Here is a 12,876-nt window from a genome sequence, read left to right on the forward strand (position 1 = left end):
CAGAGCATGAATTCCAAGCGACCCCTGATCCTGCTCGGGGTCCTGATGCTGGCCGTCACCTGGCTGGGCTGGCGCTTCTGGCTTGCCTACCAGCCCGAGCCGGTGCGACTGCAGGGCCAGATAGAGGCCCAGCAGTACTCGGTCTCCTCCAAGGTGCCGGGCCGTATCGACGAGGTGCTGGTGCACAAGGGGCAAAAACTCAAGGCCGGGGATCTGGTCTTCACCCTGGCCAGCCCCGAGATCGAGGCCAAATTGACCCAGGCCAAGGCCGGCGAGGCGGCGGCCGATGCCCTGGCCCAGCAGGCCGAGAAGGGGGCGCGTGCCCAGCAGATCGCCGCGGCCAAGGATCAGTGGCAAAAGGCCAAGGCGGCCGCCGAGCTGCGCGGCAAGACCTATCAGCGGGTGGCCAGCCTCCATCGGGACGGGGTGCTCCCCTTGCAGAAGCGGGACGAAGCATGGACCGCCTGGCAGGCGGCCCGCTACACCGAGGGGATGGCCTGGCAACAGTATCAGCTGGCCCTCGAGGGGGCCCAGGCCGAGACCAAGGTGGCGGCTCGTGAGAAGGCGCGTATGGCCGCCGGCTCGGTGGCCGAGGTGGAGGCCTATCTCGCCGACACCCGCGTCCCCAGCCCCCATCAGGGGGAGGTGAGCCAGGTGCTGCTGCGCAGTGGCGAGCTGGCCCCCCAGGGCTTCCCGGTGGTGACCCTGCTCGACATGGACGATGCCTGGGCCGTGCTCCATGTGCGTGAAGATCAGTTGGCTCGCTTCCCCATGGGGGCCGAGTTTGAGGCGCGTCTTCCGGCCTTGGGTGATGCTCCTTATCGCTTCAGGGTGACCCATGTGGCCGTGATGGGGGATTTCGCCACCTGGCGGGCCACCGATACCCGCCAGGGCTTCGACATGCGCACCTTCGAGGTGGAGGCGCGCCCGCTCAACCCCATCCCTGAGTTGCGGGTGGGCATGAGCGTGCTGGTCGAGCAGTAAATGGGGCGTGAACTTCGCCTGCTCTGGCAGGATGGCTGGGGTCGCATGCTGGTGCTCTGGCTTCCCCTTGGCATGATGCTGCTGCTTTGGTGGATCTTCTCGGCGGCCCTGGTGCGGGATCTTCCCGTCGGTCTGGTCGATCTCGACAAGAGCGCCATGTCGCGCCAGCTGGCCCGCCAGATGGACGCCTCCCCCTCCCTGCGTCTGGCCGATGAGTATGCCTCGGTGGCGGAGGGGAGCCGCGCCCTGCGCGGGGGAGAGATCTATGCCCTGGTGGTGATGCCCGCTCATCTGGAGCGGGATGCGCGCCTTGGCACCGGCCCTCGCATCACCGCCTGGAACAACGGCCAGTTTGTGCTTATCGCCAAGGTGATCGCCAGCGCCCTGGCCCAGGTGGTGGGTACCCTCAACGGCCAGGTTGGCGTGCTGCAGGCGCTGGCCGACGGCAGCGCCCTGCCGGGCGCCCTTGGCCAGTCGCTGCCGCTCACCGGGCAGGTGACGGCGCTGTACAATCTCAACTCCAGCTACGCCCAGTTTCTTCTTGGCGCCATCTTCCCGGCCGCCTGGCAGATCCTGCTCATCCTCTACGGGCTCAACGCTCTGGCACGAGAGGACCGCCTGGGGCTGAAGTGGGACGCCGCCGGGATCTGGCCCGCGCTGGGGCGCAAGTTTGCCCTTCATGGGCTCATCGGTTGGGGCTGGGGTCTGCTGTGGTGCTACGGGCTCTACGGGCTGCTCGGCTATCCCCAACACGGTGATCCCTGGCTGCTGGCGCTGTCCCTTGGCCTGACCAGCGGCGCCTGTGTGGGCCTGGGCATGCTCTTCTACGCCGGGATCCGCGACGCGGCGCGGGCGGTCTCTATGGCCGGTGCCCTCACCGCTCCTGGCCTCGCCTTTATGGGGATCACCTTCCCGACCGTCTCCATGGAGAGCTTCGCCACCTTCTGGCGCGCCCTGCTCCCCATTTCCCATTACGCCGACATTCAGGTGGCGGTGGCGAGCCACGGGGCCGGGCTGGTCGAGCTGGCGCCCCAGTTCGGGGCTCTTGCCCTGTTCTGGCTCATGGTGCCGGCGACCGGCTACTGCTATTTGAGGGCGAGCCGCAAGGAGGCCCAATGCTAGGGTTTCGCGATCTGCTGCGCCTTGAGCTGCGCAGCCTGCTGGCGGACAGGGCCATACTGCTGACCCTGTTTGGTGGCATCCTGTTTTACTCCTTTCTCTATCCCCAGCCCTATCTGCAGCAGACTCCCCGTGAGCAGGCGGTGGTGCTGGTGGACGAAGATGGCAGCCAGCTGGCCCGGCGTCTCGCCTTTATGGCCGATGCGACCCCCGAGGTGCGGTTGGTGGATCAGGTGGCGACGCTTGCCGAGGCGAAGGCACTGATCGACGGGGGGAGGGCGAGTGGTCTGCTGCACATCCCCCGCCACTTCTACCGGGATGTGATGCAGGGCCACACGGTGACCCTGAGCTACGCCGGCGATGCCAGCTATTTTCTGGTCTACGGGGCCATAGTGCAGGGGCTCGCCTCGGCGAGCGGTACCCTGGGTGCCCAGATCAAGGTGGCCCGGCTGCTGGCCCATGGTGAGCCCCTTCCGGGGGCGGCGAGCGGCTGGAGTGCGGTGGCTCTCAACCTGGTGCCCGTCTTCAACCCCACCATGGGCTATGTGAACTATGTGGTGCCGGCGGTCTTCCTGCTGATCCTGCACCAGATCCTGCTGATGGGGTGTGCCCTGCTCGGGGCGACCCAGAACCAGATCACGGTGCGCGGTGGCGAGGGGTACTGGCAGAGTGCGCCCCTGCTGCCGTTGCTGCTGGCACGCACCCTGGTGATCGGCATCGGTTATCTGGCACCAATCACCTACATGATGGGATTTTGCCTGCACCACTACGGGGTGGCGCGGGAGGCGAGTGCAGGGCAGGTGCTGCTCTTCCTGCTCCCCTTCGTATTGGCCACCCTCTGGCTTGGGGTCTTGCTCGGTGCTCTCTTCGTGCGCCGTGATCTGCCGACCCAGGTGGTGCTGATCTCCTCCATGCCGCTCATCTTCGTGGCGGGCTTTATCTGGCCGGTGGAGATGGTGCCCCCCTCCCTTAACTGGCTGGCCCAGTGGGTGCCGAGTACGGCGGTGATTCAGGGGATGCTGAGGCTCAACCAGATGGGGGCGGGCATGGATCAGGTGAGCCATTACTGGTGGCAACTGTGGGGCCTGGCGCTGATCTATGGCCTGCTGGCCTGGTGGGCGCTCGCTTGGCGCCAGCGTACCCTGGCGCCTGCGGAGCCGTTAAGGGTCAAGGGGTAAAGCGAAGGGGCCTGTGGCCCCTTCTTCATGATGCACGGGTCAGGGCGTCGTCGACGCAGCCGTAGATCCGGCCTATGTGCTGGGGATCCTGGATCAGGGTATGGGCCAGGCGGGCCACGTCGCTACGCCGAACCAGACCGTGCAGCTCTTCCCCTTGGGGGGCGAGACGGGCGTGACCGGTTGGCTCGCCATCCTGCAAGCCGGCGGGCCTCAGTATGGTCCATGCCAGGGAGCTGCTCTGCAGCCAGCTCTCGGCCAGGGACTTGAGGCGCACCTCCTGGCCGAAGACGGCGCGGGCGCGCTCGGGCAGGGAGTGCCAGCTGTCGCCACAACCGAGGGAGGTGACCAGCAGCAGGCGGCGCAGGCCGCACTGCTCAAGGGTGTCGATCACCAGGCGGTTGCCCTCGAAATCGACCGGCCGCTCGGAGCGAAAGCTACCCAGAGTTGAGATGGTGAGGGCCTCCTCACCGGCTCCGGCACAGGCCAGGGCCACCGCCTCGCCATCCAGGGCATCCCCTTGCGTGACCCGCACCCCCATCGCTTCCAGCTCTACGGCCTGGGCCTGACTGCGTACCAGGGCGTGCACCTCGTGCTCCCGGGCGAGCAGATGGCGGGTAGTGGCCAGACCGAGGCCGCGGCCGGCACCGAACAGCAAGAAACGAGACATTTATTAATCCTATCAATAAAATAGGGCGTCTTAACGACGCCCTTTATGTTTCTAAATGAGAATTAACATCATTTAACTCTCTTTACAAGGATGAATTATGGCAACCCTGTTGTGGATGACCCTGGGCTTGGTGTGTTTGGTGTTGGGGGCCGAGGCGCTGGTGAGGGGGGCATCGCGTCTGGCCACCCTGGTGGGGATCTCTCCTCTGGTGGTGGGGTTGACCGTGGTGGCTTTCGGGACCAGCGCTCCCGAGTTGGCGGTGAGCATTCAGTCGGCACTGGACGGTCAGGCCGGCATCGCTGTGGGTAACGTGGTGGGTAGCAATATCTTCAACGTGCTCTTCATCCTGGGGATCTCCGCCCTGATCGTGCCCCTTGTCGTCTCTCAACAGCTGGTGCGGCTCGATGTGCCCCTGATGATTGGAGCCTCGCTGCTGGTGTTGCTGCTGGGGTGGGATGGGCGCCTCTCCCCCCTCGAAGGAGCCCTGCTGTTTGCCGGTATCGTCGCCTATACGTTGTTTCTGGTGGTGCAGAGTCGAAAGGAGAGCAAGGCGGTTGAGCAGGAGTATGAGCAGGAGTTTGGTGCCAGAGAGGCGAACACCCCCCTCACCTGGGGGCGCAATCTGGCGTTTATCGTCACAGGCCTGGCACTGCTCATCATGGGCTCTCGTCTGTTGGTCGAGGGGGCCATCGAGATTGCCCACTACTTCGGGGTGAGCGATCTCGTCATCGGGCTGACCATAGTGGCTGCCGGTACCTCCCTGCCCGAGGTGGTCACTTCCATCGTTGCCGCCTTGCGCGGGGAGCGGGACATCGCCGTGGGTAACGTGGTAGGCAGCAATATCTTCAACATTCTCTGCGTGTTGGGGCTCACCTCCATGGTGGCGCCGGGCGGGCTCGAGGTCTCGGAGACGGCCCTGAGCTTCGATATCCCGGTGATGATCGCCGTGGCCCTCGCCTGTCTTCCCATCTTCTTCACCGGCTACACCATAGCCCGTTGGGAAGGGGCCCTCTTTCTGGCCTTCTATGTCGCCTATACCGTCTGGTTGATCCTGCACGCCACAGCCAGCCCCATGCAGGGCGCTTTCTCTGCGGCTATGGTCGGTTTCGTGCTGCCACTTACTGCCATCACTCTTGCCATATTGGCACTCAGGGCATGGCGCCGCAGATAGCGCCATCTTTCTAAACGAAACAGGGCTCCCGAAGGAGCCCTGTTGTTTAGCCGTGCTTGGTGCCCGAGAGGCGGCACCACTCTTCCTGGACCGCGGTCGGGTCCATGGTGAACCACTGGCCATAGATGGTCTCCAGCTCGGGGGCCTGGCTCTCCAGCACGCCGGAGAGGGCCATCAGGCTGCCCGGCTTGCCAAGATCGGCGATGAGCGGCGCCAGCTCGCGCAGGGGGCCGGCCAGTATGTTGGCGACCACCACGTCGGCCTTGAGGCCGGCCGGCTGATCCGCAGGCAGGTAGAGCTCGAGGCGTTCGGCCACGCCGTTGCGCTCGGCGTTATCGCGGCTGGCCTGGATGGCCTGGGGATCGATGTCGATGCCGATGACGCGTTCGGCACCGAGTTTCAGGGCGGCGATGCCGAGGATGCCGGAGCCACAGCCAAAATCGACCACCGTCTTGCCGGCCAGATCCTGGCCGTCGAGCCACTTCAGGCACAGGGCCGTGGTGGGGTGGGTGCCGGTGCCAAACGCCAGGCCCGGATCGAGCATGACGTTGACCGCCTCGGGATTGGGCACTTCGCGCCAGCTCGGGCAGATCCACAGGCGCTCGCCAAACTGCATGGGGTGGAAGTGATCCATCCACTCGCGCACCCAGTCCTTATCCTCGAGCTGCTCCACCTTGTAGCCGACCTCTTCGCCGAAGATCTGCTGAAAGAAGGCGACGATGGGGGCAGGATCCACCTCGGCATCGAACAGGCCCATCACTTCGGTCTCGCCCCACAGAGGGGTCTCGCCCGGCATGGGCTCGTAGACGGGCACGTCCTTGGCATCCATGAAGGTGACCGCCTGGGCGCCACGCCCCAGCAGCATGTTGCTCACCTTGTCGGCGCTCTTGGCGGTGGCGTTGATCCGAATTTGTATCCAGGGCATGGCATCGACTCTTAACTGTAAAAAACCGCGGGATTCTACCACCCGGGGGCGCAGGTGTCGAAAAGCAAAAAGGGAGCCCAAAGGCTCCCTCTGTCTGCAAACCAGTGGTGGTTGGCATCAGCCAGCCATCTGCCGCTCCTTGATTTCGGCCAGGGTCTTACAGTCGACGCACAGATCGGCGGTCGGGCGGGCTTCCAGACGGCGGATGCCAATCTCGATGCCGCAGTGCTCGCAATAACCGAAGTCGTCATCTTCCAGCAGTTGCAGGGTCTTCTCGATCTTCTTGATGAGCTTGCGCTCACGGTCACGAGTACGCAGCTCGAGGGCAAATTCCTCCTCCTGCGCGGCGCGATCCACCGGATCCGGGAAGTTCGCTGCTTCGTCCTTCATGTAATCAACGGTGCGATCCACTTCCTGCATCAGCTGATTACGCCAGGCCGCCAGAATCTTGCGAAAGTGCGTCTTCTGACGCTCATTCATGTACTCCTCACCCGGTTGCTCCTGGTAAGGCTCTACACCCGCAATGGCCAGGGGGCCCAGAGATTTCCTGTTTTCGCCTGTTGGCATGCCCTGTCTCCTAATACTGCACGATGCCCGTGCCATCCATAAATCGAGGCCGGTATCTATATCAGATGGGTAACGACGTGGCAAACGAGCCTTTTCATTATTGTTACCCTATTCCGATTTATTTCGCCTCGCCGGCGGGCTCTCCATCGGTTTCAAATGGAATAAAGCCTTGTGGTTCAATGCCCTCGACCCCAACATGGGGCCGATAGCATAAAATTTCAACCCCTGCCTTTATTGCTTCTCTAATGAGCTGACTATAGTGCGGATCGATATGACCCGCCGGTTTCATCCGTTCGATCCCTGAATGCAGCACCATAAAGAGCAGTACGGCGCGATGACCGGCGGCCTTCATGGCCATCAGTTCACGCAGGTGCTTGGCCCCGCGCGTCGTCACCGCATCGGGAAAGTAGCCCATGCCATCCCCGCGCCCGGCATCGAGCAGGGTGACCGATTTGACCTCCACGTAGCAGGCGGGCCGGGCGTTATCTTCCAGCAGCAGATCGATGCGGCTGCCCTCTTCCCCGTATTTGACCTCGGGGCGCAGCCGCGCATAGCCGCCGAGCGGCCCTATCTCGCCCGCCTCGATAAGCTCACGGGCGATCTGGTTGGCCCGCGCCGTGTTGACGCAGATGAAGTGGCCGCGCGGGCTCTGGGCGATCTCCCAGCTATGGGGCAACTTGCGTTTGGGGTTGTCCGAGGTGGAGTACCAGACCCGGGTACCGGGGTCGGCGCAGCCGGTCATGGCGCCTGTGTTGGCGCAGTGCACCGTGAGGGTCGTGCCCGCCTCCAGCTGGACGTCGGTCAGGAAGCGTTTGTAGCGCTGGATAAGCAGGCCACTTTCGAGCGGTGGGTGAAATTTCATGCAGAGACTCGCGATCGCAATGGCCAGCAAGCCAGGGGGCGGTAACGGACCCCCTGCTCGGTGCTGACCGACTCATAGAGACAGAAGCTGTCGGCGCCAAGGCTGAAACTAGGGGCCGGTTCGGCACCCGGTGCCTCACTCGCCTTGCGCGACAGGGTGACATGGGGGTGATAGTGCTGTTTGCCGTTGCCAAGGCCCAGGCGTGCTCCCAGGCGCTGCAACTCGCGGGCAAACACCGAGAGTTCGTTGGGCCAGTGCGCCGGACCTATCCAGGCCGCCCTGGCGCGGGCAAACCAGCCGCAGGTGTCGAGGGGGATGGTAAGCGGCGGGCAGTGGAGGCGGGCTGCCGCCGTCATCAGCAGTTGGCGCTGCTCGTCGCTTGCCTCGCCGAGAAAGGCGAGGGTCAGGTGGAAGTTATCCGGGGGGACCGGCACCCCGGGCCAGGGGCGGCCGTCCCGAAAGGCCTGGATGGGAGCGGCGAGCTCCCGGGCGGGGAGGGCGAAGAAGAGTCGGGACAAGGTAAAACCTCTCGGTACGCCGTCACGGCAGGGGCAAAGTGTGGCATCATAGGCGCCGTTTTTATCATGACGGAAGCGCTGATTTGTCGACCCTGCCGATCGCCGACCTGCTCCCCGCCATAGAGGCGGCCCTATCGACCCATAACCAGCTGATTTTGCAAGCTCCTCCCGGTGCAGGCAAGTCTACCCTGCTGCCTCTTGAACTGGTTCGTCGGGAGCGGGTGGCGGGGCGCATCATCATGCTCGAGCCGCGCCGGCTGGCCGCGCGCAACATCGCCAGCTACCTGGCCGCCCGGCTCGGGGAGAAGGTAGGGGAGCGCATCGGCCTGCGGGTGCGCGGGGAGAGCCGGGTCAGCCGGCAGACGCGCCTGGAGATAGTGACCGAAGGGGTGCTCACCCGCATGTTGCAGCAAGACCCGGAACTGACCGGTGTCGATCTGCTCATCTTTGACGAGTTCCACGAGCGCAGCCTGCACGCCGACACGGCCCTGGCCTTCGCCCTGGAGAGCCAGCAGGCCCTGCGCGATGATCTGCGCATCCTGGTGATGTCGGCGACCCTGGATGGGCTGCCGCTGGAGCGGCTGCTGACCGGGGCCAAGGTGCTGCGTTCCGAGGGGCGCAGCCACCCGGTGGCGTGCTTCTACCGCCCCTGGAACCGCCAGCAGCGTTTCGAGCCCCAGCTCGGCGCCGTGGTGTTGGAGGCACTGGCGAATCACGCCGGCAGCGCCCTGGTCTTCCTGCCGGGGCAGGGGGAGATAGAGCGCCTGGCCGAGTGGCTGCGCGAGCGGGTGGCGGGGGAGGTGGACATTGCCCCCCTCTATGGCCGGCTCGATATCTGCGCCCAGCAGGCGGCCATCGATCCGGCGCCGGCCGGACGGCGCAAGCTGGTGCTCACCACCAATGTGGCCGAGACCTCCCTCACCATCGAGGGGATCACCCTGGTGATCGACAGCGGCCTGGAGCGACGCGCCCTGTTCGATCTCAAGAGCGGCGTGACCCGCCTGGAGACCCGTCAGATCGCCCGCGCCTCGGCGGTGCAGCGGGCTGGCCGTGCCGGCCGTCTCGCCCCCGGGGTCTGCTATCGCCTGTGGAGCGCCGAGCAGCAGGACCGGCTCGATGAGCAGAGCCCCCCCGATCTGCTGACCCAGGAGCTGACCGGTCTGATGCTGGAGGCGGCCCAGTGGGGCAGCCGGGTCGAGGCGCTGCCCCTGCTCGATGCGCCCCCCGTCGGCGCCCTGGCGGCGGCCGAGGGGCTGCTCAGGTCGCTCGGTGCTGTACACGGGGAGCAGCAACTCACTCCCCACGGACGCGCCATGGCCCGCCTCGGCACCCATCCTCGTCTGGCACACCTGCTGCTGCGGGCCGTGGAGCTCGAGGCCGGGGGTCTGTCAGGGATTGTCGCCGACGCCTGTTATCTGGTAGCCCTGCTGGAGGAAGATCTGCGAGGATCGGAGCGCCTGTCGGTGCTGTTTGGTCGTCGTGTCGGCAGCCTGCGTACCCAGGCCCAGCGTTGGTTCGAGCGAATAGCGGCGCGTCCGGCCCAGCCTCAGGGAGAGTGGCTGGGGCTCTTGTGTGCCCTGGCCTGGCCCGATCGCATCGGCCGGCTGCGCAGCGGCAGCCGCTACCAGCTCGCCGGTGGAGTGAGCGCCGATCTGATGGACGATCATCCCTGCACCGGCGCGCGCGCCCTGGTGGCGGTCAACATGGGTCAGGGCGATCGGGGCAGCCGCATCTTCGTGGCCGAGCCGGTCGAGCTGGATGAGCTGGTGCGCCACCTGCCCGAGCTGGTGGGGGAGCGCGACCACTTCGCCTGGGACGAGCAGGCCGATCGGGTGCGGGCCGAACGCCAACGCACCCTGGGCGAGCTGGTGCTCGGCAGTGAGCCGCTCGCCGCCTTGAGTGACGAACAGAAGGGGCGCTGCCTGCTCGACGGGGTGCGCCGCAAGGGACTGCACTGCCTGCCCTGGGATGAGGCCAGCGAAGGCTTGCTGGCGCGTCTGCGCTGCGCTGCCGACTGGTTGCCCGGGCAGGATTGGCCCGCAGTGAGCGAGGCAGCGCTGCTGGCCGGTCTCGAGCAGTGGCTGCTGCCGGCGGTGCTCGGCATGACCCGGCTCGAGCAGCTGAAGCGGGTCGACCTGGTGGCCGCGCTGCGCGCCCAGCTGCCCTGGCCACTGCCGAGCCTGCTCGACGAGCAGTTGCCGGTCTACTTCACCGCGCCGACCGGCACCCGGGTGCGCATCCGCTATGTACCGGGCCAGGTGCCCGCCATTCCGGTGCGGATCCAGGAGATGTTTGGCCAGGCCAGTACCCCCTGCGTGGCCGGTGGCCGGGTGCCGCTGCTGGTGGAGCTGCTCTCGCCGGCCCAAAGGCCGCTGCAGATCACCGCCGATCTGGCCGCCTTCTGGGCCGGGTCATACGAACAAGTGAAGAAAGAGATGAAGGGGCGCTATCCTCGCCACTACTGGCCGGATAACCCCCTGGAAGCCATGCCCACCCGCTTTACCAAGAAGCGGATGGAGCAGGGCTGAGCGTCAGGCACAACGAATAACCCGTTTGGGAAAAGTGGAAGAGATGGCAACAACACGAAAAAAACGACCGGTGAAGAAGAGCCCGGCGCGCCGAGCCCTGTGGCGCACCCTGTTTTGGCTGGGGGTGAAACTCTCCCTGGTGGTGGCGGCGTTTCTGGTGGTCTTTGGCATCTACCTCGACACCAAGGTGCGCGAGCGCTTCGATGGCGAGAAGTGGCAACTGCCCGTGATGGTCTATAGCCGTCCGCTGGAGCTCTATCCGGGGCAGCGTCTCTCCCGTGACCAGATGGTGCGCGAGCTCAAGATGCTCAACTACAAGCCGGTGCGTCAGCCACGCCAGCCCGGTGAGTATGCCATCGCCGGTAGCAGCATCGACCTGGTGCGCCGCGCCTTCGACTTCCTCGACGGAGCCGACGGGGCGCGCGGCATGCGCCTCACCTTCAACGGGCCACGGCTGGCCACCATCGCCTCCCTCGACAAGGGGCGCCCCATGGGGTTTGCCCAGATGGACCCTGTGCTGCTCGACCGGATCAACACGGAAGATCGGGAGGACCGCCTGTTGGTACGCATCGCCGAGGTGCCCGACAGCCTGCTGGTGACCCTGCTCACCACCGAGGATCGGGACTTCTATCAGCACGGCGGCGTGTCGCCGGTGGCGATTGCCCGGGCCATGGTGGCCAACTTGCTGGCTGGCCACACGGTGCAGGGGGGCAGTACCCTGACCCAGCAGCTGGCCAAGAACTTCTTCCTGACCCGGGAGCGCAGCCTGTGGCGTAAGCTCCAGGAGGCCTATATGGCGGTGATCATCGATTACCGCTACAGCAAGGACGAGATCCTGGAGGCCTATCTCAACGAGGTCTACCTGGGGCAGAACTTCTCCCAGGGGGTCTATGGCTTCGGCCTCGCCTCTTACTTCTACTTCGGTATTCCGGTCACCGAGCTCGACATCGATCAGGTTGCTCTCCTGGTGGGGCTGGTGAAGGGGCCCTCCTACTACGATCCCTGGCGTTTCCCCGAGCGGGCCAAGACGCGTCGTAACCTGGTGCTGAAACTGCTGGCCGATCACGGCAGCCTGACCGATGCCGAGTATCAGCTCGCCAGCAAGCAGCCCCTGGCCCTGATCCCCCGCGGGCAGATGTCTTATGGCCGTACCCCGGCCTTCATGACCCTGCTCAAGCGCGAAGTGCAGGCACAGTTTGGCCCGGACTTGCTCAAGCAGTCCGGGGTGAAGATCTTCACCAGTCTGGACCCCATCGCCCAGCACGCCGCCGAGCAGGCGGTCGAATCTGGCCTGGCGACCATAGAGAAGACCCGCGGCAAGAAGAAACTCGAGGCGGCCATGGTCATCTCCGACTGGCGCAAGGGGGAGGTGGTGGCCGTGGTGGGGGGGCGCGATCCCCGCTACGCCGGCTTTAACCGGGCACTCGACGCCCGTCGCCAGATTGGTTCTTTGGTCAAACCCCCCGTCTATCTCACCGGTCTGGCCAACGGCATGACCCTGGCGACGCCGCTCAAGGACCAGCCGATCCGCATTCGTGGTCAGGATGGCCAGGTGTGGACCCCCCAGAACTACGACCGCAAGTTCCTCCAGAGTATCCCCCTGATGGATGCCCTGGCCGGATCGCGTAACGTGCCGACCGTCAACCTCGGCATGCAGGTGGGGCTCGACAAGGTGGTCGATACCCTGCACAAGCTGGGGGTGGATCAGAGTATCCAGCCCTATCCCTCCCTGGTGCTGGGGGCCATCGCCCTGAGCCCCCTCGAGGTGAACCAGATGTACCTGCCCATCGCCAACCGGGGGCTGACCCAGCCCCTGTCGGCCATTCGCGGCATCGTCGATGGCGGTGGCAAGAGCCTCTACAAGCCAAGTGTGGCGGCCAAGCAGGTGGTGGATGGGCAGGCCAGCTGGCTGACCCTGTTTGCCATGACCCGGACCGTCAGCCAGGGGACGGCGCGATCCCTGAGCGCCCGTTTCCCGGGGCTCACCATGGCGGGCAAGACGGGGACCACCAACGAGCTGCGCGACTCCTGGTTTGCCGGTATCGACAACAACGAGCTGGTGAGTGTCTGGGTGGGACGCGATGACAACACTCCGGCGGGGCTGACCGGGGCCAACGGTGCCCTGCAGCTCTTCTCCGGTTACATGGCCCAGCGCGGGGTCAACAGCCTGCAGCTCAACCTGCCCGAAGGGATAGGTTGGGCCAGCTTCTCCCGTGCCAGCGGCAGCCGGGTCGACAGCAGCTGCCCGGGCAGTGTCTCTGTGCCGGCCAAGCTGGCGACCCTGGGAGAGGCCATGTCCTGTGGTGGCGCCCCCCAGAGCGTGCTCGACAACTGGTTCAACAACTTCTTCCAGTAGG

Annotated in this window: 11 protein-coding genes; 6 read left to right on the forward strand and 5 right to left on the reverse strand. The window is 65.4% G+C overall.

Annotation, left to right across the window (positions count from 1 at the left end; translation table 11 throughout):
• Nucleotides 1–6 precede the first annotated feature (6 nt).
• The 3 genes from BN1133_RS14645 to BN1133_RS14655 are packed head-to-tail and all read left to right on the forward strand — an operon-like array spanning nucleotide 7 to nucleotide 3,281.
• A complete protein-coding gene (locus BN1133_RS14645) occupies nucleotides 7–984 on the forward strand; it encodes an HlyD family secretion protein (RefSeq protein ID WP_407922044.1) in 978 nt (325 codons plus the stop codon).
• Entirely contained in the window at nucleotides 985–2,106 is a 1,122-nt protein-coding gene (locus BN1133_RS14650) for an ABC transporter permease (protein WP_050667234.1), read from the forward strand.
• A complete protein-coding gene (locus tag BN1133_RS14655) occupies nucleotides 2,100–3,281 on the forward strand; it encodes an ABC transporter permease (RefSeq protein ID WP_050667235.1) in 1,182 nt (393 codons plus the stop codon). The genes BN1133_RS14650 and BN1133_RS14655 overlap by 7 nt, the downstream gene beginning before the upstream one ends.
• A 25-nt stretch (nucleotides 3,282–3,306) precedes the next feature.
• Here the strand turns inward: BN1133_RS14655 and BN1133_RS14660 are convergent, their stop codons facing one another.
• Nucleotides 3,307–3,948, reverse strand: a complete 642-nt coding sequence (locus BN1133_RS14660) for an SDR family oxidoreductase (RefSeq protein WP_050667236.1) — start codon at nucleotides 3,946–3,948, stop codon at nucleotides 3,307–3,309.
• A gap of 97 nt (nucleotides 3,949–4,045) precedes the next feature.
• On the opposite strand from BN1133_RS14660, the gene BN1133_RS14665 reads away from it, so the two are divergent.
• On the forward strand, nucleotides 4,046–5,119 hold the full coding sequence (locus tag BN1133_RS14665) for a calcium/sodium antiporter (protein ID WP_050667237.1): 1,074 nt from the start codon (nucleotides 4,046–4,048) through the stop codon (nucleotides 5,117–5,119).
• Nucleotides 5,120–5,165: 46 nt separating this feature from the next.
• Here BN1133_RS14665 and prmA read toward each other — a convergent pair whose 3' ends face one another.
• From prmA to thpR, 4 genes are all read right to left on the reverse strand, one after another.
• The gene (gene prmA / locus BN1133_RS14670) at nucleotides 5,166–6,044 is read right to left on the reverse strand and encodes a 50S ribosomal protein L11 methyltransferase (protein ID WP_005352194.1); all 879 of its coding nucleotides are present in this window, start codon (nucleotides 6,042–6,044) and stop codon (nucleotides 5,166–5,168) included.
• A gap of 117 nt (nucleotides 6,045–6,161) precedes the next feature.
• Nucleotides 6,162–6,611: an RNA polymerase-binding protein DksA gene (dksA, locus tag BN1133_RS14675; RefSeq protein WP_050667238.1), complete on the reverse strand. Its 450-nt coding sequence runs from the start codon at nucleotides 6,609–6,611 to the stop codon at nucleotides 6,162–6,164.
• A 118-nt stretch (nucleotides 6,612–6,729) separates the two neighbouring features.
• Nucleotides 6,730–7,473 (reverse strand): DNA/RNA nuclease SfsA, encoded by a 744-nt coding sequence (sfsA, locus tag BN1133_RS14680; RefSeq protein ID WP_050667239.1) that lies wholly within the window; start codon nucleotides 7,471–7,473, stop codon nucleotides 6,730–6,732.
• Nucleotides 7,470–7,991: an RNA 2',3'-cyclic phosphodiesterase gene (gene thpR, locus BN1133_RS14685; protein WP_050667240.1), complete on the reverse strand. Its 522-nt coding sequence runs from the start codon at nucleotides 7,989–7,991 to the stop codon at nucleotides 7,470–7,472. The genes sfsA and thpR overlap by 4 nt, the downstream gene beginning before the upstream one ends.
• A gap of 83 nt (nucleotides 7,992–8,074) precedes the next feature.
• On the opposite strand from thpR, the gene hrpB reads away from it, so the two are divergent.
• Complete coding sequence (hrpB, locus tag BN1133_RS14690; RefSeq protein WP_050667241.1) at nucleotides 8,075–10,519, forward strand: ATP-dependent helicase HrpB; 2,445 nt, start codon at nucleotides 8,075–8,077, stop codon at nucleotides 10,517–10,519.
• A gap of 43 nt (nucleotides 10,520–10,562) precedes the next feature.
• Entirely contained in the window at nucleotides 10,563–12,875 is a 2,313-nt protein-coding gene (gene mrcB / locus BN1133_RS14695; protein ID WP_050667242.1) for a penicillin-binding protein 1B, read from the forward strand.
• The last annotated feature ends 1 nt before the right edge of the window (nucleotide 12,876 follow it).

Source organism: Aeromonas schubertii, from assembly GCF_000820105.1.
GTDB classification, from domain to species: Bacteria; Pseudomonadota; Gammaproteobacteria; order Enterobacterales; family Aeromonadaceae; genus Aeromonas; species Aeromonas schubertii.

What these genes read in the sequence shown, in the direction of transcription:
- BN1133_RS14645 (WP_407922044.1), top strand. Translation starts at nt 7, where the DNA reads ATGAATTCCAAGCGACCCCTGATCCTGCTCGGGGTCCTGATGCTGGCC.
- BN1133_RS14650 (WP_050667234.1), top strand. Translation starts at nt 985, where the DNA reads ATGGGGCGTGAACTTCGCCTGCTCTGGCAGGATGGCTGGGGTCGCATG.
- BN1133_RS14655 (WP_050667235.1), top strand. Translation starts at nt 2,100, where the DNA reads ATGCTAGGGTTTCGCGATCTGCTGCGCCTTGAGCTGCGCAGCCTGCTG.
- BN1133_RS14660 (WP_050667236.1), bottom strand. Translation starts at nt 3,948, where the DNA reads ATGTCTCGTTTCTTGCTGTTCGGTGCCGGCCGCGGCCTCGGTCTGGCC.
- BN1133_RS14665 (WP_050667237.1), top strand. Translation starts at nt 4,046, where the DNA reads ATGGCAACCCTGTTGTGGATGACCCTGGGCTTGGTGTGTTTGGTGTTG.
- prmA (WP_005352194.1), bottom strand. Translation starts at nt 6,044, where the DNA reads ATGCCCTGGATACAAATTCGGATCAACGCCACCGCCAAGAGCGCCGAC.
- dksA (WP_050667238.1), bottom strand. Translation starts at nt 6,611, where the DNA reads ATGCCAACAGGCGAAAACAGGAAATCTCTGGGCCCCCTGGCCATTGCG.
- sfsA (WP_050667239.1), bottom strand. Translation starts at nt 7,473, where the DNA reads ATGAAATTTCACCCACCGCTCGAAAGTGGCCTGCTTATCCAGCGCTAC.
- mrcB (WP_050667242.1), top strand. Translation starts at nt 10,563, where the DNA reads ATGGCAACAACACGAAAAAAACGACCGGTGAAGAAGAGCCCGGCGCGC.